11 protein-coding genes are annotated in these 22,696 nt (G+C 72.7%); 5 read left to right on the plus strand and 6 right to left on the minus strand.

Going from position 1 to position 22,696, the window contains the following annotated elements:
* The first annotated feature begins 13 nt into the window (after window positions 1-13).
* The 3 genes from AC0VX6_RS27590 to AC0VX6_RS27600 are packed head-to-tail and all read left to right on the plus strand — an operon-like array spanning window position 14 to window position 13,940.
* Window positions 14-12,994 carry an ADP-ribosyltransferase gene (locus tag AC0VX6_RS27590; protein WP_475466816.1) on the plus strand — a complete coding sequence of 4,327 codons (12,981 nt, stop codon included), beginning with the start codon at window positions 14-16 and terminating at the stop codon, window positions 12,992-12,994.
* Between the two features lie 13 nt (window positions 12,995-13,007).
* Entirely contained in the window at window positions 13,008-13,382 is a 375-nt protein-coding gene (locus AC0VX6_RS27595) for a hypothetical protein (protein ID WP_212642244.1), read from the plus strand.
* A gap of 60 nt (window positions 13,383-13,442) precedes the next feature.
* On the plus strand, window positions 13,443-13,940 hold the full coding sequence (locus AC0VX6_RS27600) for a hypothetical protein (protein WP_212642243.1): 498 nt from the start codon (window positions 13,443-13,445) through the stop codon (window positions 13,938-13,940).
* 110 nt (window positions 13,941-14,050) lie between these two features.
* Here AC0VX6_RS27600 and AC0VX6_RS27605 read toward each other — a convergent pair whose 3' ends face one another.
* Window positions 14,051-14,752 carry a GntR family transcriptional regulator gene (locus tag AC0VX6_RS27605; RefSeq protein WP_475466818.1) on the minus strand — a complete coding sequence of 234 codons (702 nt, stop codon included), beginning with the start codon at window positions 14,750-14,752 and terminating at the stop codon, window positions 14,051-14,053.
* A gap of 115 nt (window positions 14,753-14,867) precedes the next feature.
* On the opposite strand from AC0VX6_RS27605, the gene AC0VX6_RS27610 reads away from it, so the two are divergent.
* A complete protein-coding gene (locus AC0VX6_RS27610; protein ID WP_475466820.1) occupies window positions 14,868-16,034 on the plus strand; it encodes an enolase C-terminal domain-like protein in 1,167 nt (388 codons plus the stop codon).
* A 261-nt stretch (window positions 16,035-16,295) separates the two neighbouring features.
* Entirely contained in the window at window positions 16,296-17,969 is a 1,674-nt protein-coding gene (locus tag AC0VX6_RS27615) for an SLC13 family permease (RefSeq protein WP_475466822.1), read from the plus strand.
* Window positions 17,970-18,035: 66 nt separating this feature from the next.
* Here AC0VX6_RS27615 and AC0VX6_RS27620 read toward each other — a convergent pair whose 3' ends face one another.
* From AC0VX6_RS27620 to AC0VX6_RS27640, 5 genes are all read right to left on the minus strand, one after another.
* Window positions 18,036-19,100 carry a MerR family transcriptional regulator gene (locus tag AC0VX6_RS27620; protein WP_274975390.1) on the minus strand — a complete coding sequence of 355 codons (1,065 nt, stop codon included), beginning with the start codon at window positions 19,098-19,100 and terminating at the stop codon, window positions 18,036-18,038.
* Window positions 19,094-19,894, minus strand: coding sequence for a HEAT repeat domain-containing protein (locus AC0VX6_RS27625; protein WP_475466824.1), 801 nt, complete (start codon window positions 19,892-19,894; stop codon window positions 19,094-19,096). The genes AC0VX6_RS27620 and AC0VX6_RS27625 overlap by 7 nt, the downstream gene beginning before the upstream one ends.
* A gap of 72 nt (window positions 19,895-19,966) precedes the next feature.
* Window positions 19,967-20,626 (minus strand): response regulator, encoded by a 660-nt coding sequence (locus AC0VX6_RS27630; RefSeq protein ID WP_475466826.1) that lies wholly within the window; start codon window positions 20,624-20,626, stop codon window positions 19,967-19,969.
* Entirely contained in the window at window positions 20,623-21,780 is a 1,158-nt protein-coding gene (locus AC0VX6_RS27635; RefSeq protein WP_475466828.1) for a sensor histidine kinase, read from the minus strand. The genes AC0VX6_RS27630 and AC0VX6_RS27635 overlap by 4 nt, the downstream gene beginning before the upstream one ends.
* Window positions 21,777-22,613, minus strand: coding sequence for a CPBP family intramembrane glutamic endopeptidase (locus AC0VX6_RS27640; RefSeq protein WP_274975393.1), 837 nt, complete (start codon window positions 22,611-22,613; stop codon window positions 21,777-21,779). The genes AC0VX6_RS27635 and AC0VX6_RS27640 overlap by 4 nt, the downstream gene beginning before the upstream one ends.
* Window positions 22,614-22,696: the final 83 nt, after the last annotated feature.

Here is a 22,696-nt window from a genome sequence, read left to right on the forward strand (position 1 = left end):
GAAGGAGTCGCGTATGCCGTTGGACCCGAACATGTCCGACTCCTCACGCGACGCCATCAAAGTCCTCACCGGCATCAAGGTCCCCCGCGCCGGCCTCTACCAACTCGGCCACGCCTCCGAGATCTACAACAGCCTCACCCAACGCCTCAAACACCTCGAAGAACTCCTCGCCCTCAGCCGCTCCCACGCCCGCCGCCACTTCGACGGCAAAACCGCCGACAACTACGAACGCTCCCTGGACCAGTTCACCAAGGGCGAGAACAACTACGTCGGCTCCGCCCAGGACAACTCCACCGTCATGTCCACCGAACTCTTCAAGGCCCGCGCCAACGTCGAGTACATGCACATGATGGTCATCGGCCAGTTCATCCAACTCCTGGTCGAGATCGCCTGGGCCATCGCCACCGCCAAGTTCACCTTCGGCGCCTCGCTGAAGTGGATCCCCGTCTTCAAGGCCATCCGCAGCCTGGCCATGCGGCGCATCCTGACCTGGCTCGCCTTCACCGTGCCCAGCCACCAGATCCTCAGCCAGATCTTCGCCAGCATGGACAGCATCATCCAACGCATCCAGATCGGTAAGGGCACCCGCCACAACAAGGACCGCGAACTCACCAAAAGCTCCCACCTGGGCGCCATCGGCGAAGGCCTCATCTCCGCCTTCGCCGCCCTGGGCCTGGACACACTCTTCGGCAACAACCTCGTCAACCTTCTCAAGACCGGCCTCAAAGACCTCAACGGCCTCCCCGACCCACCACCCCTGACCCGCACCGGCCCCGACGGCGGACCCCCACCCCCCGGCCCCCTCAACAACACCCCCGACACACCCCCCGGACCACCCAACGGGGGCCCCGACGGCCCCCCCACCGGCCCCGTCAAGGACGACCCACCCACCGGACCGGTCAAAGACGACCCACCCGCCACCAACCCCGACCGGGGACCCGACACACCCACACCCAAGGACGACCCGACCAGCGGGCCACCGGCGTCCCCGTCCCTGAACCAGGACCTGGCCACCCTCTTCACCCGCCACAACGAAGAACTCCTGGCCCCCTACCACCCCGGCAGCCCCATCGGCGCAGGCGCCTTCGACAACGCCGCCAAAGCCGCCGCCGCCCGCGAGGAGTTCGCCGACCTCTTCGCCCGCCACTTCGGCGACCACCTCGGCGAGAGTGCCGCACGCAACCTGGGCCGCGACTACGCCAACACCCTCACCCGCAACTGGAACAACCCCGCCCTGGGACAACAGCTACGCCAGACCATCGGTGACCGCCTACCCCCCCACATGCGCGACCACCTGGCCGACGTACCCGTCAACCTCAACCGGCCCCTGGCCGAGTACTTCTCCACCACCGGCGCCTACGCCCAGCAGACCGGCGGCACCATCGGCTCCGGAGCCCTGGAGGGCTACCTCGGCGAAGGCCTGGGCAGCGTCATGGACGGACGCGGCTGGGAAGCCTCGGTGTGGTCGGCCACCGCGGGCGCCTCCCAAGCAGGCATCCAACAAGGCGCCACCGACAGCGCCCTGCACGGCCTGGACCTGTTCAGCCACAGAGACCACACCCCACTCCCACCACCCCAAACCGAAAGCAACAGCTCTGCCGGGAGAGGGTCCGGAGCTCCCGGCAACGGGAACGGCTCACCCCTCTTCGAAAGCGGATCCGAACGGTGGGACGACGGGTCCAGCGGAGAGAACCGGGGCGGGGCGGACCGGGAGGACCGCGGAGGCGGACGCGAGGGCAACAGCGGTCCCGACCGCGACAGCGACGAACCCCCTGCCCCTGAGTCCGGCGGCGGGCCCCAACGGGGAGACGAACACGACGACGGTCCCGCCCCGTCCCGTCAGGGCGACGAGTCGTCCCCGTACGGCCGCAACGAATCCCCCGAGGTCGACGACGTTCCCGACCTGGTCAGCGACACCGACAGCGAACCGGGCGACCCCGACGACCTCGGCCCGAACGACAACGCCCGCGTACGCGAGGACGAGGACACCCGCGCCCCACTCCCCGGTTCCCTCACCACCCCCGACCCCGCCAAGGACCCCCTCGGTACCACCGACACCAAACACCCCGGCCCGGACAACGACCTCTTCCACCCCGGGATGAACAACGGCCCCCTCGCCGTCAACTTCCTCAACGCCATCACCCCCGACAACCCGGGGATGAACACGCCCCCCGGCGTCGAGCAGACCACACCCGACCCGGGCAACAACGGCGGCACGAACACAGCCGACCGCTCCACCCCCACACCAGAGCAGCAGCACACCCCCGCCCCCGTCACCGTGGCACCGCCAGCCGGCCACACCACCCCGCCACCCGCAAGCGCACCGCAGAACCCGCCCTCCGACAGCGGCGGACGCTCGCCCCAGCGCACCGGCGACACCCGCACACCGGACCCGTCCGCGCAGCAGTCGACCGGCGACGACGCGCGTAGCACCGCCGAGAGCACGTCACAGCCGGACACCGCACCCGCACCCGCACCCGCACCCGCACCCGAGCAGCGGACCGCATCGGAGGACGTCCCGCCGTCTACGCCGCCCGTCGCCGAAACCGGCAACGGCCAGCACGACACCGACCTCAGGACGGAGAGCGCGCCGCCCCAGCCGCCCGTCACCGAGAGCGGGGGCGACCAACACGACACCGGTCCCAAGTCCGAGAGCGGACCCCCTCAGCAAACAGAGGACACCGGGCACACCACTCCCGAGCGCGACGCCGAACAGTCCGCCGAGCGCGACGAGGACGACGGCGCCGAGTCCGTACACGGGGAGGACCCCGCCGAAGAGAAGGACGACCAGGAGCAGGACGGCCAGGAGAGCCGCAAGGACGCCCCGCCCGCCACCGAGGCCACGACGCCCGACACGACCGAGGGCACGCCGGTCCCCACGCGGAGCACGGCCACGGACGCGCCTCCGGCACCGCCCGCCGCCGGACCCGACCGCGCGGCGGACAGCGGACCCGACACCCCCGGCAAGGCGCCCACCGACCCCACCGCTTCCGGGATCGACCCGCGCGCCGACGCCCGCGCCGCGTCGGTCCTGGACCGCCTGCCCGAACTCACCCGGGCCCTCGCGGACAACGACATCCCCGGAGCCCGGGCGCTGGGCGCCGAGTTCTGGAGGCAGCTGCGACCCGTCGAAGGTCCGGACCCGGAGAACCGCTCCATCCACGAGGCGCGCACGCTCGCGCAGGCACTGGTGTACACCGTCTCCGACCCCTCCGACAGGCGCGTCCCGCTGAGCGGCGAGTCCATCCCTGCCGAACGCGTCCGGGACGCCGAGGTCCTGGCCCGCGGCATCGGCCGCCACCTCCAGGACCGCCACGACCCGGTCCGCGCCCGGCTCTGGCAGCCCGGCGGGCGGCTCACGACGGACTACGTCCAGTACGCGATGCAGGACCCCGCGGACCGGGGACCCTCCCCCTACGGCGCACCGGACACGGTCAAGACCGTCAACACGGCGCTGGTCGACGGCGACGAAGACTCACCGGCCCCGGAAGGACGGTCCGAGGAGCCGCCGACACCGCCCCGGACAGAGACCGACACACCGCCGGCGCAGCCGCCCCGTCCCGCGAGCGGCGCACCCCCGAGCGACCGGATGGAGCCGGAGCCGGGGGAGCGCCCCGCGGACGCCTCGCTCCTGGACACGTTCCACAGCGCCCTCAACGAGCAGCCCCCGCCCGTCCGGAGCGGACCGGTGACCGGGGAGGAGTCCTCCGACCCGGGGGACGGACCGCCCCCGCAGCCGGTTTCAGCCCGATCGGCGCCCGAGCCGAACACGGACGACGAGATCACCGTGTTCCTGATGGAGACGACGGACCAGGACCCGGCCGAGGAGGACGGACACCTCCCCGAACCCGGGGCGACGCGCGAGCGGGAAGACGGGATGACCGACCTCCTGGGGCTGGAGGACCCGGCCGCCCGCGCCGCGGAGCTCGATGACCCGGGCACCAACCCGCACACCTTCGACGCGCTGCCCCGGGACCAGCGCGAGACCGTCGTCGCGCAGGCGGCCACAGACTGGCTCTCGTCCCTCACCTGGCTCCCCTCGCTCGACACCGCCTCCGTCCGGAACAGGCTGGAGGATCTGACGTACGACGCGGGCGACAACGCCAGCAGTGAAGACCTCAACGGCTGGCCTCTCTACGAGAAGAACGGGAGGCGGTGGCCGACGCTCGCCGAGATCCGGGAGCTCAACTCCCAAGGCGGGAACACCCGCACCCTCATCCGGCTCATCGACGACGTCTTCAAGGCGCCGGACCCCCGCCAACGACTGCGCCACTGGTACGACAACGCGGACGAGGCCGGGGCCCTGGCCAGGGCCGCCGACGGCACCTACCCGACGGCCGACCAGGTCCTGGACACCCTGCGTACCCTGGACGCCGCGACCGACCGTCCGCTTCCCGGCCCCGTGGAGGTGACCTTCGCGCTGAGCGGGGACGAGGGCCTCCACGGGCTCGACGGGTACGTCGAGGGCGACCCCTCCTCGCTGGTGGGCACCGAGCAGCGGGAGGCGGGGTATCTGCGCACCTCCCTGGACCGCTCACCGGCTACCGGAGGCGACGGCGACGGTAAGGTCCTGGTCCACCTGAGCGTGCCCGAGGACGGGCGCGGCCTGTGGATCGGCGACAGGGCGGGCACATCCGACCCGTACACGCTCCTCCTCCCCCGCGGCACCGGCTACCGCGTCACCGACGTCACGGAGTCGGACGGGATCGTGGAGATCACCGCCGTGGCCCTGCCCGCGGAACCGCGACCGGTGGCCGCGCCCCCGACAGAGCCCGCCGCCGTCCACGACGATGCGGACCACGAGGGCGACGAGACCGACGACGGCGCGGAATCGGACGACTCGGACGCAGAATCGGACGACTCGGACGACTCGGACGCAGAATCGAACGACTCGGACGACTCGGACACGGACACCGACGACAGGGGCACCCTCGACGAGAATGGCATCCGCCGCTTCGACTCGCCCGGGGAGATCGACAGGCAGGACCGGTGGCTCCAGGACCCGGCGAACAACCCCCACGCCTTCGACACCCTCACCCCCGATCAGCGCGGGATGGTCGACGCCTACACCAGGTCCGCCTGGATCACCCGTGTCGCCCGCATCCGGCCCTTCCTGCCCCAGAACGTCGTGCGACAACTGATGGAGTGGCGCTCGCAGTCCCGGGCCGAGGCGGCCGACCCCGACATGGCGCAGATGGCCCACGGCTGGGACCTGTACGAGGCCAACGGTCTGGCCTGGCCGTCCGTGGAGCGGCTGCGCCAGATCGCGGCCTCCCCCCAGCCGCTGCCCCCGCGGACCCGGGGGCTCATCCGGTACATCCTCGACGCCCCCGACCCCCGTGCCGAACTCGACCACTGGTTCCACAACGCGGGATACGCGGGGGTCATCGCCCGGCTCAACGGGGGCGTCTACCCCGACGCCAACGCGGTCCGGCGGCTGTTCCGCCTCATGGACGGCGCGGTCGACCGCCCGCTGCCCGAGGGCATGGCCGTGTCCCGCGGCATGCAGTCGATCAACCACCTCCTGCGCACGACCGGGGGCACGGACCCCCGCGCGCTGGTGGGCACCGTCCACACCGAGCCCGGCTACATGTCCACCACCCTGGGCGACTCCCCTTTCAAGACGGACGCGGACGGATTCCCCTTCCTGCTGCGCCTGGACGTGCCCCAGGGGATCCGCGGCCTCTGGATCGGTACACGCAGCCACGATCCGGAGCAGATGGAGCTCACCCTCGGCCGCGGCACCACGTACCGCATCACCGGCGTCGAGGAGAGGATCGACCCCGAATCCGGCGGCCCGCAGTTCGTGATCACCGCGACCGTGGTCCCCCTGCCGCGGGCGGTGCCCGACCTCTTCTCGGAGGGGAGCACAGGCGAGGACGGCGTCCGCAGATTCTGGAACGCGGAGGAGGCCCACTGGTACGGCCACCGCCTCCACGACCCGGCGCACAACCCGCACGCCGTCAACGCGCTCCCCCGGGCACGGCACGACCTCGCCCGCGCCCTCAGCGCGCTCGCGGGCGGGTTCGACCACACCAGGACGGACCCGGACGGTGCCCGGCAACTGCTGGACTCCCTGCGCGCGGCGAGCCATGTCACCCCGGCCTCCACCCCGGCGGAGCAGCAGCGGCTCCTCGGGTGGGAGCTGTACGAGGCGAACGGCCTCACCTGGCCCTCCCCCCAACGGCTGCTCCAGCTCCTGCCCGCGGAGCGGGTGCGCAACCCCGCGCGGGCGCAATTCATCACCGGCATCCTCAGGCACGGCCCCCAGGAGGCGGCCCGCAGGCTGAACGGGCTGTACAACGCGGCCGGGCCCGCCGGGGTCCTGGCCCGCGCGAACGGGGGCACCTACCCCTCGCCCGAGAGGCTGCTGGACATGCTGGCCTCCTATGAGGACGCCGTCCGCCGTCCGCTGCCCGACGCGGTCGAGAGCACCTGGTACCTGGACCAGGCGACTGCGCGGCGGTTGCACGGATTCGACCCGCGCGACCCCTCCGCGCTGGTCGGGACCGAGCAGACCACCCGGGGGTACACCGCGGTCGCGCTCAACCCGCGTCCGGTCGGCCCGGGCGAGGGGCCGGCAGCGGTCGTCCGCCTCGTCCTGCCGCCGGGGGCGCACGGCCTCTGGCTGGGCGGCGCGGGCCCCCGCCCCCAGAACCAGGAGATCGTCCTACCGCCGGGGACCGGGTTCCGGATCGACTCCGTGGACACGTCCGGAGGCCGTCCCGTGATCACCGCGCGGGTGCACGCGCCGACGGACGACACCGCCGCGCCCGAGGCGGTGAGCGCGCCGCCCACAGCAGAGGCAGCACACGAGGCGGTGAGCGCCCCGCCCACCGCAGAGGCCGCGCCCGACGGGGCGAACGACGCCGTCACAGGACCGGACACGGCCCGCAGCGGTCAGGAACCCGGCGACGGACGGGGCCACGTCGACGGGAACGGGATCCGGAGGTTCCGCACCGAGGAGGAACTCGACGCCTACGACCTGTGGCTCCACGACCCCGCCAACAACCCGCACGCCTTCGCGGCTCTGAGCCCTGAGCACCGGAACAGGATCACGGGCTACACCATCGACGGCTGGCTCAACACCGTGGCCCGCAATTCCATGGACGCGGAACGGGTGGGGATCGTTCTGGACCTGATGCGCCAGGACACCGTCGCGTCGTTCGAGACCAACCCCATGGGCTCGCGCGGCTGGGAACTGTACGAGATGAACGACCTCGCGTGGCCGACCCTGGACCGGCTGCGGGAACTCCTGGAGCAGGGGCGCGTTCCGGAGAGGGCCGAGGGCTTCGTCAGGTACATCCTCGACGCGCCGGACCCGCAGGAGGAACTCGACAACTGGCACGTGCGCGCCGGTGAGGCCGGGGAGGTCGCCAGGTCGAGCGACGACGCGTTCCCGCCCCCGGAACGCACGCTCGAACACCTCCGGACCCTGACGGAGGCCATCGACAGGCCCATGCCCGAGGGGATCGAGGTGATCCGCGGGCTGGAGGAACTGGACCACCTCGAAGGCTTCGACGGCAAGGACCCCTACTCCCTCGTGGGCACCGTCCACACCGAGCGCGGGTTCATGTCCACGTCGCTGGGGCACGAGCTCGCCGGGGTCACGTCCAATTACGCGCACGCGTTGCACCTGACCCTCCCCCGCGGCTCCCGGGGCGTCTGGATCGGTTCGGAGAGCAGGCACCCCGAGGAGCGCGAGATGATCCTCCCCCCGGGTACGACCTACCGGATCACCCGGGCGGGCTGGGGCGGCTCCCGCGGACTGGAGGGCCTGTACATCGAGGCCGAGGTGATCGTGCCGGAGCGTCCGGTTCCCGAACCGGACCAGGCGGGGACCGAGGAGTCCGCCGACCTGCACGTGTTCACGGCGGAGACCGACACGGACGCCACCGTCACCGGCCCCGACGAGCCCGGACTCGGTGCGGACGCGGAGGCCGGAATGGCCGCGCTCCTGGGACTGGAGGACTCCGGGCACGAGAGCGACGGAGACGACGCGTACGACGACCGGCCCCTCCTCGACCGCGACGACTCCGACGACGAAGCGCCGACGGGCCCGGCCGGGCGCACCGACCGGGCCCCGCTCGACCGCACGGACGACGGTGGCAGCACGGTCGCGGCCCCCGAAACGCGCGGCGGAGAGGACCGCGGGTTCCGCACCCGGGAGGAGCTGGACGCCTACGCGGAGCGGATGGAGGACCGGGACGGTGAACCGCACACCTACGGCGCTCTCCCGCCGGAGCTGCGCGCCCTCATCGGCGAGCACACCGCGTACCCGTGGCTCAGCAATCTCGCCCGGCTCGGAACCTCCGACCCGGCGGTCATCCAGGACAGGCTCGACTTCTGGAGCAGGACCAGCCTCGACAACGCCTCCGACCCCGACGACCCCAACGGGTGGGTGCTCTACGAGGCGAACGACCTGTCGTGGCCCTCGCTCAGCCGGGTGCGGGAACTGTACGCCGGGGGAGGCCGCTCCCCTGCGTTCAAGGCGATCGCGGCGGACATCTTCGGTTCCTCCGATCCGCAGCTGCGGCTGGACCACTGGTACGAGAACGCGGACGACGCGGGGGAGGTCGCCCGGGCCAACGGCGGTGTCTACCCCACCGGGGACCGTGCCCTGGAGATCATCCGGGACATGGACGCTGCCGTGGACCAGCCCCTGCCCGGCCCGATCGCGGTGTCCTTCGTGCTGGATGTCGGCCGGGACCTCCCCGGACTCCACGGATACGACTCGGACGACTCGGACGACCCGACCGCCATGGTGGGCAGGGACCAGCGCGAGCAGGGGTACACCACCGTCTCCCTGGGCGACTCGCCCTTCACCACCGCGCCGAACGGCACCGTGGCGGTCGTCCGCATGGTCCTCCCCGAAGACGCCCGGGGCCTGTGGATCGGTGACCAGGGCGCGACGGGCGACCGGTACGCGCTGGTCCTGCCCCGGGACTTCGGCTACCGCATCACCGATGTCCGGATCACCGACGGCGGAATGGAGATCGACGCCGAGCCGGTCTCCGCGGACATGTCGGCGCGGGAGCCGTCCGCGGAGGACGGGGACGACGACTCGGACGCCTCCACAGTCGCCGACGAGGAGTCGCGCCCTCCAGCGGGCGACGGCCGCGGGCACATCGGCGACGACGGATACCGGCGCTTCCGCGCCCTGGGGGAACTGGACGCCTACGACCAATGGCTCCAGGACCCGACCAACAACCCCCACGCCTTCGACACCCTCACCCCCGACCAGCGCGGGATGGTCGACGCCTACACCAGGTCCGCCTGGATCACCCGGCTGGCCCGGGTCCGGCCCCTGTCCCCGACCGGTGTGGCGCGCCAACTGGCACTGGTACGGGGCGAAACCCAACAGGAGGCCGAGCAGCCGGCGACCGTGACGACCGCCCACGGCTGGGACCTGTACGAGGCCAACGAACTCACCTGGCCCACCCTCGACCGGCTGCGCGAGATCCGGGCCAACCCGGAGGGCCTCCCCCCGCGCACCGTCGGACTCATCGACTACGTCCTCACCGCCCGCGACCCCGCCGCGGAGCTGCGCCACTGGTTCCACAACGCCGGGTACGCCGGGGTCATCGCCCGCCACAACGGCGGGACCTACCCCGACGTGGACCGCGTCCTGGAACTCTTCCGCCTCCTCGACGACGCCACCGGCAGCCCCCTTCCCGAAGGCCTGGTCGTCTCCCGGGGCATGCACTCCATCGACCACCTGCTGCAAGCGGCCGGCGTGTACGACGCCGACGACCTCGAAGGCACGGTCCACACCGAGCCCGGGTACATGTCCACCACCCTGGGCGACCGGCCCTTCAAGACCGACGCCGCACCCTTCCGCTACCTCCTGCGGCTCAACGTCCCCCAGGACGCGCACGGCCTCTGGATCGGCTCCCGCAGCCACGACCCAGAACAGCGCGAACTCACCCTCGCCCGAGGTTCCACCTACCGGATCACCGGTGTCCGGGAGACGTTCGACATGAACACGGGCGGGATCGTGACCGTGCTCTCCGCGGAGGTGGTCCTGCGCCCGGAGGCCTTCGCGGACCCGCTCTCGGACGGACGGGTGGACGCGTCCGGTGTCCGACGGTTCCGGACCCCCACGGAGGCCCACTGGTACGCGCACCAGGCCGCTCACGCGGAGAGCGGCATGCCGGGGCTGGACACCCTCCCCGCGGAGGCACGCCGCGTCGCCAAGGCGTTCTCGAACACCCCGTTGCTCGCGGACCTGGCGCTGGTGCCCCCGGGCGACATGCGGACGCAACTCGACCGGTTGCGCTCGATGAGCCGTCCCGAGCAGCCCTCGATCGCGGACTCCCGCGGCAGCAGCGGCTGGGAGGTCTACGAGGCCAACGGTCTCACCTGGCCCACCCCGGAGCGGCTGCGGGAGATCGTGGACGCCGCCGAGGAGGGGACCCCCGGAACGCACTTCCTGCGGATGGTCCTCGCGCTGGGGCGCCCCGAGGAACGGCTGGCCAGTCTGTACCACAGGAGCGGTATGGCCGGGGCTCTGGCCGCGGCCAACGGGGGGACCTACCCCTCCGCCGAGGGTGTGCGGGACCTGCTCGAAACCTACGACGAAGCGGTGGGGCGCCCGCTCCCGGAGGCGGTCGAGACGACGTGGGTCCTGACCGACACCGACGACCTCCGGTTCCCCGAGGGGTACGACGAGAGGGACCCCTCCAGCTTGGTGGGCACCGTCCAGAGCAGTCCGGGGTACACCACGGTCTCCGTGAACCCGGAACCGAAGGGCCTGGGGCACCCCGCGGCGACCGTCCGGCTGACCCTGCCCGAGGGCGCGCACGGGCTCTGGCTGGGCACGGAGGGCCCCCGGCCGTCGAACCACGAGATCGTCCTGCCCCGAGGAATGTCCTATCGCGTCACCGGCGCGGAGACGACCGCTGACGGCCTGCTGCTGACCGCCGAGGCCATCCTGCCGGTGCAGGCCGACACCGCGTCCGGGGCCCGGCCGCCGGCCGTGGAGGAGGCCCCTCCCGCGACCGGCGGGGGGACCGGTCAGGGCACGGCCGCCCCCGACGAGGGGACGGGACACACGGCGCCCCCCGGCGAGGCGACGGGACACACAGCCACCCCGGACGCCTCCCCGGACGCCTCCGCCACCGACGCCGGGCTCCCGGTCGGCACCGGTACCGCCGACGACGACGGCAGGGGGTACGTCGACGACTTGGGCGTGCGGCGGTTCCGCTCCGTGGAGGAGACCGACGCCTACGGCCGCTGGCTCCACGATCCGTCGAACAACCCGCACGCCTTCGACTCCCTCCACGAGCGGCAGCGCGGCGACGTGCGCAGCTACACGGCCGCCGGATGGCTCAACGAGGTCGTCCGCGAGAACCTCTCGGCCGAGCAGGTCCAGAACGCCCTGGACGAGGTGCGGGAGGCGACCCACCTCGAGACCAACACGGACCCGATGGAGGCCCGCGGCTGGAGCCTGTACGAGCTGAACGACCTGTCCTGGCCCACCGTCGAGCGCCTTCGGGAACTCCTGGCGCAGGACCGGGTGCCCGAACACACCGCGGGCTTCGTCAGGTACATCCTCGACGCGCCGGACCCGGAGGCGGAGCTGGCGGGCTGGCACGAGAACGCGGGTGGCGCCGGTGTCCTGGCGCGGTCCAACGGGGACGTGTTCCCCACCACGGCCGAGGTGGCCGCGTTCCTGGACCGCCTCGACCGGGCCGTCGACCGCCCCCTGCCCGAGACGGTCGAGATGGTCCGCGGCCTGTACGAGGTCTCGTTCCTCGACGGGTACCAGGACCTGAACCCCTACTCCCTGGTGGGCACCGTCCAGACCGAGCCCGGGTTCATGTCCGCGTCCCTGGGCAACAAGCTGGCCGGGCACCACCAGACCGAATCCGGGAACGTCATCCACCTGACCGTGCCCGCGGGCAGCCGCGGGCTGTGGGTCGGCGAGAGGAGCGAGTACCCGAAGGAGCGCGAGGTCATCCTCGCCCGGGGCACCACCTACCGGATCACCCGCGCGGGATGGGGCGGGGCGTCCGGACTGCCGGGGTTCCACATCGAAGCCGAGGTGGTGGTCCCGCCGCCGGAGACCGTTCCGGCCCCGCAGCAGCGGGCCGGGGACACCTCGGACGTCCAGGTGCTCACCGTGCGGACCGACACGGACACCACCGTGACCGGTCCCGAACAGACGGGACTCAGCGGTGGCACCGAAGCCTTCCTGACCGCGCTCCTGGGGCTGGACGACGCCGCGGCCTCCGCGGAGGGCTCCGCCGGTCCCCCGGAGTCCGGGACACAGGCCGCCGGGCCGGACCTGCCCGACGACCGCCCCGGACGGGTCGACCCCGACGGCGTGCGCCGGTTCGGCACCGACGACGACGGCTCGGGGTACGGGAAGCTCGTCCTCGGCGACCGGTTCCCGTCCCTGGCCCCGGAGCAGCAGGACTCCGCCCGGGCCTACACGAAGAACGCGCAGTTCTACAACGACTTCTCCCGGCACTCCAACCCCGAGTCCGAGGTCCTGCGGCTCAGCGAGCAGCGGTTCTTCGGCTCCTGGGTCGAGAAGTGGTTCGACGGGCACACACCGACCCGGGAGAACGCCGAGAGGACCTGGGACCTGCTGCGCGAGGGGATGGACCGGCTCGACCGGGCGGTGGAGCCGGTCCCGGAGGCGGTCGAGGTCCGGCGCTCGGTGTTCAGCGTGGGCTTCATGGCCCCGCCGGGGCGGCCATTCCACGACCCCACGGACCTGATCGGCACGGAGTTCCTCGAACGGGGGTTCCTCTCGGGGTCGCTGGGGGTCGAGACGGTGAACCGGACCGCCGCCTACCAGTTCCACCTGGCCGTGCCCGCGGGGCACCCCGCCCTGTGGATCGGCGAGAACAGCGTGCACCGGACCGAGAGGGAGCTCCTCCTGCCGCGCGGAACGCGCTTCAGGATCGACGACGCGCTCCAGGACCCCGACACCGGCCAGTGGACCCTGCGGGTGACCGTGCTGCCGTTCACCCCGCGACCGTGACGAAGGAGGAGGGATGACCGACGAGGAGCGGGCCGCGCGGGACGAGTTCCGCCCCGAGTTCACGGGCGCCGAGCCCCGGTTCGCCGCCGACACCGACGGGCCGGTGCTGCACGTCCCCGTGCTGCGGGAGGACGGGAGCGCGCTGGGCCGCCTCTGGGCTTCGCGGGACGGGACCGCCGCGGGGTTCCTGCCCGTGCCCGGCCCGGCGGGGCTGAACGCCAAGGGCGCCTGGGTGCGCCGCCTGATCCTGGCCCGGGCCCAGGGGCTGGACGCCCTCGGCGCGCTGGCACGCTGGACCGGGGCCCCTCAGGACGACCGGGCCGGGGCGGTCCCGCCGGGGAGCGTGCCCGAGCACGCCGACCGACCGGACGGGATCCCTCCCCCCTGATCCGGGCAGGACACCCGGTACCGCAGTGGCAGTTGGAGACGAGAGGAAGTGGGGACGGCCATGGACGGTGGGCGCTCACCCGAGGACGGGTACCGAACGGACCGGGGCGGGGCGGAGCCCGACCCGTACCGCGGGACCGACGGCGCCGGGGATCCGGCGCGTGCGCCGGGCGCGGGGCAGGGGGCGTTCGACCGGTGGAGCGACGAGGCGCTGTCCCCCGTACTGGTCGGCCGCTCCTACGCCCCGACCACCGCGGGCCCCGTGGTGTACCTCCCCGTGCACCGGGACGGCGGCCTCATCGGGTACCTGTGGGCCTCCGAGACCGAGGAGGCCAGCGACTTCCAGCCCCTCCTGCCGCCCGACACGGCGGGCAACACCGCCCGAGGCTGGTGGACGATGGAGCACGTGCGCCTGCGCGGCGAGGGGCTGACCGCGCTGGAGGCGCTCCGGTCCTGCGCCGGGAGGGTCGACGACCCCCAGGGGGGACGGGTGGACGCCGACGCCCCCGAGTCCCGTGCCGCGAGCCTGGAGGAACTGCGCGCCCTGGCCCGCGGCTGAGACGCGGGACCCCGGCCGCGCGGTCCGGCCGCCCGGGCCGCTGGACCGCGCGGGCGTCGGCGGGGCGCGGAGTTCCGTTGCGCGGTCGTGGGGCCGGCGCTCCGGCGGTCTCAGACCGAGCGCTCGGCGATGGGGTGGTAGGCGCGCTGCCTGCCTTCCAGGGTGTCCGTGACCACGGCTCCGAGGCTGTTGCGGATGTGGGAGCGCACCAGTCCGGCCGCGGCGGCGCCGTCGCCGACGACCACGAGTTCCAGGATCTCGTGGTGCTGGTTGAGGTCGAGGGTGCGCGGTTCGGCGCCCGCGGGCAGCTCCAGGCCGATCCGCCGGTACCGGTCGGCCTTGTCCCACAGGTCGTCCAGGAGCCTGGTCATCACGCTGTTGTGCGAAGCGGCGTAGATCGACCGGTGCAGGGCCCGGTGCGCCGCGATGGCCTCCTCCCCCCAGGTGCGGGTGACCGGCAGGAGCCGGTCGGCGGCCTCCCTCATCGCGGCGATGTCGCGTTCGGTGCGGCGCAGCGCGGCGAGTTCGGTGGCGGAGGGCTCCAGCGAGAAGCGGGCCTCCAGCAGCTCGCGCGCCTCGGAGGCGCTCATGGGCGCCACGCGCACGTCCCGGTGGGTGTCCATCACGACCCAGTCCTCGCTGGCCAGTCGCCTGACGGCCTCGCGCAGGGGCGTGATGCTCATCCCCATCTCCTCCGCCAGTTCGTACTGCGGCAGGCGTGAGCCCGGGGCGAGCTCACCGGAGGTGATGCGGCGGCGCAGCTCCGTGTAGGCCAGCCCGCCCTTGCTGGAGAAGACGTTCGCCCCGGTCATCGTGACCTCTCTCACCAAAATCCCGCTCACGGTCTTGTGACCCCCGTCTCGGCCAGTATAGGCTCCGCATAACTTATAAGTGACTTATAAGATCAAGTTCGGCAGGAAGAGACCCATGCGAATCGTTTCCGCCCACGTCGGCACCATCCCCATCAGCTCGTCGATGCGCAACGCGTACATCGACTTCAGCAAGATGGACTGCACGATCCTGGCGCTGGTCAGCGACGTGGTGGTCGACGGCGAACCCCTGGTGGGCTACGGCTTCAACTCCAACGGCCGGTACAACGCCACGGCCATCCTGAACGAGCGGATGCTGCCGCGGCTGCGCGAGGCCGCCCCGGAGGAACTGCTGGACGGGCACGGCGAACTCTCGCCCGCCGGGGCGTGGGACGTCATGATGCGCAACGAGAAGCCGGGCGGGCACGGCGAACGCTCCGTCGCCGTCGGCGTGGTGGACATGGCGCTGCACGACCTCGCCGCCAAGGCCGCGGGTGTGCCGCTGTACCGGTGGATCTCCGACCACTACGGCGACGGCGAGCCGGACGAGGACGTCTTCGTCTACGCCGCCGGAGGCTACTACGCGCCCGGCAAGACACTGGAGGACCTCCGGGACGAGATGCGGGGCTTCCTCGACGCCGGGTACGAGGTCGTCAAGATGAAGATCGGCGGCGCCGACCTGGCCGAGGACATCAGGCGCATCGAGGCGGTCATCGACGTCCTGGGCGGTGACGGGTCCCGGCTGATGGTGGACGTCAACGGCAAGTTCGACCTGCGGACCGCGCTGGAGTACGGCCGGGCCATCGACCGGTACGGCCTCTTCTGGTACGAGGAGGTCGGCGACCCGCTGGACTACGCCCTGAACGCGACGCTGTCGGAGGACTACCGCAACCCCATCGCGACCGGTGAGAACCTGTTCTCCCTCCAGGACGCGCGGAACCTGATCCGCTACGGCGGGATGCGCCCGGACCGCGACTTCGTCCAGGTCGACCCGGCGCTGAGCTACGGGCTGACGGAGTACCGCCGGGTCCTGGACATGCTCGCCCGGCACGGCTGGTCCTCCCGCCGGTGCATCCCGCACGGCGGGCACCAGTTCTCGCTGCACATCGCCGCCGCCCTCAAGCTCGGCGGCAACGAGTCCTACCCCGGGGAGTTCCAGCCCACGGGCGGCTTCGCCGACGACGCGGTGGTCACCCGCGGCCGTGTGGCGCCGGGCGACCTCCCGGGCATCGGGCTCGAAGGCAAGGCTGAGTTCTACGAGGTCCTGCGGGGCCTGCACGGCTGACCGCCCGGGAAGGGCGGCTCCCGCGGCGGTCGCGGACCCGGGAGCCGCCGCCCCCGCACACGACCGCTCCGAGGCGGCGCGAACGGCAGTCCGGGCCACGGGCGCCGCCGACGGAGCCGGTGCCACGACCGGCGACGGTCCCCTGTTTCCCTCGCGGAGTCCCCACGGCCCCGTTCCCCGGCCGATGCCGACCCGCGTACCCCCCGAACCGGTCCCCCGCCGCGCTCCGCGCCGGGCGAGGGGCCAGAAGAAGGTGCAGTGATGGCAACCTCTTACCCGTACCCCCTGTGGGAGAGCCTGTGGGCGTCGCACAGGGAGGTCAAAGGGCTCCTGACGTTCTCCGGACGCGGGAGGTCGCGCCGGGCCGAGCCGGTGTCCTCCGGCGGCGGGCCCGCCGCCGCCCATGAGGGCCCCGGGGCCGCGGAACCGGACGCGGAGTCCGGCGGGCCCGGCCCCGGCTACACGCCCGCGCGCGTCACCGGGCTGGTGCTCGGTCCGCTGCTGTTCGTGCTGACGCTCGTGTTCTTCGAACCCGAGGGGCTCTCCTCGGCGGGGCGGGCGGTGCTCGCCACCACCCTCTGGGTCGCGACCTGGTGGATCACCGAGGCGATACCCATCCCGGTCACGTCCCTGCTCCCGGTCGCGCTCCTGCCGCTGACCGGCGCGCTGGAGGGCGACGCCGTGGTCGCGGCGTACGGCAACGACATCATCTTCCTGTTCCTCGGCGGTTTCTCTCTCGCGATCGCGATGGAGAAGTGGAACCTCCACCAGCGCATCGCCCTCTCGATCGTCGCGGCGATCGGCACGAGCCCGCGCCGCATCGTCCTCGGCTTCATGGTCGCGACGGGCTTCCTGTCGATGTGGGTCTCCAACACGGCCGCCACGATGATGATGATCCCCGTCGGGCTGGCGGTCGTGTACCAGGCGTCCCGTTCGCTCCGGGGCGGGGAGTTCGCCGACGACCTGCCCAGGTTCGAGAAGTCCGTGGTCTTCGGCATCGGCTACGCGGCCACCATCGGCGGCCTCGGCACGCTCATCGGGACACCGCCGCTGGCCGTCCTCGCGGCGACCTCCGGGGAGCTCTTCGGCGAGAGCGTCTCGTTCGGCGGATGGATGCTCTTCGGGGTCCCGATCGCCGTCGTCCTCCTGGCCCTCGCGTGGTTCTACCTGACGGGCGTCAAGCTCAGGGTCCGCTTCAAGCAGCTTCCCGGCGGCAGGGAGATCATCCGGGAGGAGAGGAGGTCCCTCGGCCGGATGTCCACCGAGGAGAAGCTCGTCCTCTGCGTCTTCCTCGGCACGGCGTTCATGTGGGTGACCCGGTCGTTCCTCTGGGAGGGGCTCCTCCCGGGGATCAGCGACGGGGTGATCGCGATCGTCGCGACGGTGGTCCTGTTCACGCTGCCGACCCGCGGCGCAGGGGAGAAGAGGATCCTCCGGTGGGAGGACTCCAAGAAGATCCCCTGGGGGATCCTCCTGCTGTTCGGCGGCGGGTTGGCCATCGCCGCGGGGTTCGTGGACACCGGCCTCTCCGCGTGGATCGGCGAGCAGCTGCGCGTGCTCGACGGGGTCGACGTGATCCTGACCATCGTCATCGCCACCGCGCTCGTGCTGTTCCTGACGGAGATCACCTCGAACGCCGCGACGGCGACGATGATCCTCCCGGTCATGGCGGCCCTGGCGGTCTCCCTGAACATCCACCCGTACGCGCTGATGGTCCCCTGCGCGATGGCCGCGAACTGCGCGTTCATGCTCCCGGTGGGCACCCCTCCGAACGCGATCATGTTCGGCACCGGCAGGGTGACGATCATGGAGATGGTCAGGAGCGGGTTCTGGCTGAACCTCATCGCCCTCGCCCTCGTGGTCGCGGGGACGCTGTTCCTGCTTCCGCCGCTGTGGGGGATCGACCTGATGACCCTTCCCGCCGCGTTCCGGTGAGCGGTGCGTCCGGTTCCGGCGGAGCGCGCCCGGAACCGGACGCGCCGGCGCCCCGGCGGCGCGCTCTCAGGGGCCCTCGTCGGCCCGGTCCTCCCCCTGCCCGAAGGACCGGGCCTCCCCGGAGGAGCAATCCCGGAGCGTCCCGGCCAGGGCCGAGGCGACGAGGGCGACGGAGCGGTCCCCGTCCCCGGCCAGCCGGTCCAGGATCCCGCGTACGGCGGTTCCCCCGATCTCGACCAGCGCCTGGACGAGACGGATCCGTGTCGCGGAGTCCGCGCCGGGTGCGGCGAGCTCATCGGTCAGGGCGGCCGTGATCCGGTCCGCGCACGCGGGGTCCCGGGACAGCCCTCCCAGCGCCTCCGCCGCCTCCACGTCCCTGCGGCCGTCGACCACCATGCCGACCAGCGCGGGCACGGCCGCGGCCTCGCCGTGCCCGGCCAGGGCCAGGGCGGCGTGCCCGCCCACCACGGGGTCCGGGTCCCCGAGGGCGTCCGCGAGCACCGCGGCCGCGCCCGGGGACCCGGGCATCCCGGCGATCGCCAGCACCGCACGCCGCCGGACGTCGGTGTCCTGCGACCGCGCACCGGCTGCCAGGGTCGCCGGGACGTCGCCGTCCGAGCGGGCGAGCGCCCAGCGCAGGGCGCCCGCGACGTGGGGGTCGGCTTCGCTCAGGACCGCCCCGGCCAGCAGTTCGGCGGAAACCGACGCGTCCCCCGGCCGGGACAGGACGGCCTGCTGCCTGCGCGCGGCGCTGGTCGCGTCGAGCCCCCGCATGAGCTCGACGACGCCCAGGACGTCCTGCCAGTCGGCGGGCTCCGACGCGTCGATCGCGCGGAGCCGCCGGAGCAGTTCCCGTTCCCGGGTCAGGCGCTCCCGCGTCCACCGGATGAGGTCGCCCACCAGGGCGGACGGGGTGAAGGCCGGGTCCTCCAGCGCTCGCCCGATCTGCTTGAGCGAGAGCCCGAGGGTCCGCAGGCTCTCCACCTGGAAGATCCTGCGGACGTCCTCGTCGGAGTACTCGCGGTAGCCGCCGGCGGTGCGGCCCGTCGGCCGTACCAGCCCCAGGGCGTCGTAGTGGCGGAGCATGCGGGTGCTCACCCCGGAGCGGCGGGCGACGTCACCGATCAGCAATCCGCGTCCTCCGTGTCCTCGGCGGCCACCGCCGTCTCGGATGCCCCCGCCGTCCCGGAGGCCTCCGGCGCCCCGGTGTCCGCCGACGCGACCGCGGCGGCGGCAGCGGCGGCCCGCTCCGGGCCGAGTGCGACCACGCGTCCGGCCTCCTCGACGGCGGCGTCGAAACCGCTCTCCGGGTCCCGCCGGAGCAGCTCGGTGGCACGGGCGTGCGCCGCCACCTCCGGGTCGGGGTCCTCCGCCGCCCTCTCCAGGGCGGGCGCGATCACGTCACCGAGGTCGACGAGGGCCCGGCTCAGGCTCAGCCGCACATCGCGGTCGCCGCGGCCGAGTTGGCGGACCAGTTCACCGGCCAGGCCCCTCCTCTCCTCATCGTCCTCGGGTGCGAGGGCGACCGCGACGCGCCACGCGGTCCGCGCGACCCGGTCGTTGGCGTCGCGCAGCATGTCGCGGGTGATCCAGGCCCGCGTGCTGCCGTCACCGATCTTGGAGAGCAGGTGCAACGCCTGGGCGCGGGCCTGGACGCGCTCGGAGACGAGCTCCCGGCGGATCCGCGGCAGGACGGTCTCCGGCGGGAGGCGGGTCAGCGCCCAGGACAGCATGTCCCGTACGAAGAAGTCGGGCTCGACCGCGCACCGTTCGACGAGCGGCTCCAGCAGCGAGGGGTCGGGGTCGGACCCGGCCGCCAGGGCGGCCTGGAGCCGGACCGACGTGTTCCGGGCGGACAGGGCGCCGGCGACGCGGGCGCTCTTCGGGGTCGTGTTGGCCGTGTTGATCGGAACCACCTCCTGCACCCGAGTGAAGACCCTGTCACCGTGTCAAGGTCAAGCCCGTGCCCGGCGAACGGCGTGCGCCCCGCGCGGGGGTCAGGTCACCAGCCCCTGCCGGTAGGCGTAGACCACGGCCTGGACGCGGTCGCGCAGGTCGAGTTTGGTGAGGATGCGCGAGACGAAGGTCTTCACGGTCTCCTGGCTGATGAACAGGCTCGCGGCGATCTCGCCGTTGGACAGACCGTTGGCGATCAAACGCAGGACCTCCAGCTCGCGGGGGGTCAGCCGGGCGTCGGCCGCGGCGGCGTCGGGGGGCCGGATCCGGGCGGCGTACCTGCCCACCAGCTGTCGCGTGACCTCGGGGTCCAGCAGCGCCGCGCCGGTGGACACGGTGCGGATGCCGTGCAGCAGCTGGGCCGGGGGCGCGTCCTTGAGCAGGAACCCGCTGGCGCCCGCGCGCAGCGCCTCGTAGACGTACTCGTCGAGGTTGAACGTCGTGACCACCAGAACCTTGACGGGGCGGTCCACCCCGGCCCCGGCCAGGCGCCGGGTGGCCTCGATGCCGTCGAGCACGGGCATGCGCACGTCCATCACCACCACGTCGGGGCGCAGCCGCCCGGCGAGTTCGACGGCGGCCGCGCCGTCCCCGCACTCACCGGCGACCTCCAGGTCGGGCTGGGCGTCGATGATGGTGACGAGGCCGGTGCGGATCAGCACCTGGTCGTCGCAGACCAGGACCCGGATCGGCGCGCTCATGCCCGGTCGCCCACCGGGGCGTGCGCGGGGATGGTGGCGTGGACGGCGAATCCCCCGCCCTCGCGCGGGCCCGCGGTGAAGACACCGCCCAGGACCTCGACGCGTTCGCGCAGGCCGACCAGGCCCCGCCCGCTTCCGCCGGGGGAGACGCCCGGAGGCCCGGCGTGGTCGGTGCTGACGTTCACGGTGATCTCCTCGGGGCGGTGGCGCACCCGCACGGTGGTGGGGCTTCCGTGCGCGTACTTGAGGGCGTTGGTCAGGGCCTCCTGCACGACGCGGTGCGCGACGAGGTCGGCGCTGCCGCGCGAGGAGGCCGGGGTGCCCTCCTCGCTGAACTCCACCGGCTGCCCGGCCCGGCGCGTCTGCTCCACCACGGTGAGCAGCCCTTCGTCGGACGCGGGGGCGGAGTGGTCGGGGTTGAGCAGGTCGAGCAGGTGGCGCAGGTCGGTGATGGCCCGCCTGCCGGTGTCGCTGACCGCGGTCAGGGTCTGGTCGAGCCGGTCGGGCGCGGAGGTCAGGTAGCGCGCCGACTCGGCCTGCACGACCATCGCGGTCACGTGGTGGGTCACGACGTCGTGGAGTTCGCGGGCGATGCGGGTGCGTTCGGCGGTGCGGGTGGCCTCGGCGACGAGGCGGCGGCGTTCGGCCTCGGCGAGGCGGGTGGAGCGCAGCCACGCCCCGACCCCCCAGGCCAGGGCCAGCGCCCCGTAGAACGTCACGTACCCGGCCGGGGTCTCGCCCGTTCCGAGCCGGTCCACCCCGACCGAGAGCACCACGTAGGCGGCCGAGGCCGCGAGCACGGTGGCCCACCGGTACCGGTGGACGTGGGCGCCGGCGCTCACCAGCGCGATGGGCAACGCGGTGCCCGCGAACAGGTGGTAGCCGTTGAGCTGGTCGAGGGCGAAGCCGCTCGCCACCAGGGCCAGGGACAGGATCGGCCACCGCCGCCGCCCGGCCAGGGGCAGGCACTGGAGGGCGATCGCGACCAGGCCCAGGGCGTCCAGGGGGCGGTCGGCCACCCCGCCGAACTCGGTCCCCTGCCCGTGCAGTGACGGGATGAGCGAGGCGGTCAGGAGCAGCAGCCCCAGGGGCAGGTCCCGGAGGGTGACATCGAGTCGCTGCCACAGTTCGGGGAGCCGCCGGAGACTGGTCACTGGGGAAGTGTAGTGGTGGCGGCGGGGCGCTCGCCGCGCCGGCGGACGGGGACGATCCGGTCGCGGCGGCGGGCGATCCACATGAGGACCACGGTGACGATGACGCAGAACACCACGGAGTACATGCTGCCTTCGGGGCCGAAGTCGCCGCCGGTGATGATCGTGGGGCCCGAGATGGTGACGTCCAGCAGCCCCTGGGGGGTGTTGCTGCCCGAGACCGCGGTGCTGAAGATGGCGGATCCGGCGATGTTCCAGCCGAAGTGCAGGCCGATGGGCAGCCACAGGCTGCGGGTGGCGATGTAGGCGGCGGTGAGCATGCCGCCGGCCTCGATGGCGATGGCGATGGCGCCCCACAGGGTGGCGTGCGGGTTGATCAGGTGTACCAGGCCGAAGGCCAGGCCGGTCAGGGCGAGGGCGATCCAGCTGCCGGTGCGCTCCTCGATGATGCGGAACAGCACGCCGCGCCACATCAGTTCCTCGGTCACCGCGACGGCGGCCATGAAGCCGACCAGTCCCAGGGCGCTCATCGGAGAGCCCAGGCCGTTGACCTGGTAGCCGCCGAGGAAGACGATGTTGACGATGACCAGGGCGAACAGTCCGACGCCGAGGAGGGTGCCCCAGCTGGTGGCGGAGGCGGCGCCCTTCCAGGCCAGTTCGGTCACGGTGCGGCGCTCGGTGCGGCGCACCACCCACCGGTAGACGAACACCGAGGCCACGGCGACCAGGAGGCCCAGGACCAGGGCGACCAAGGGGACGTCCTGGAACGCCATGACTCCCTGTGCGCCGATGAAGGCGACCGCGGCGACGGCCAGGAGCTGCCAGACAAGTCTCATCGGGATTCCTTCGTTGGGGGTTTCGCGTCTGGCCGGAACGCTACGGAAGGCGGTGGTGCGCGGTCGTCACCGTGGAGTGGACA

The sequence above is a fragment of the Nocardiopsis sp. iso_25 genome (assembly GCF_056173305.1).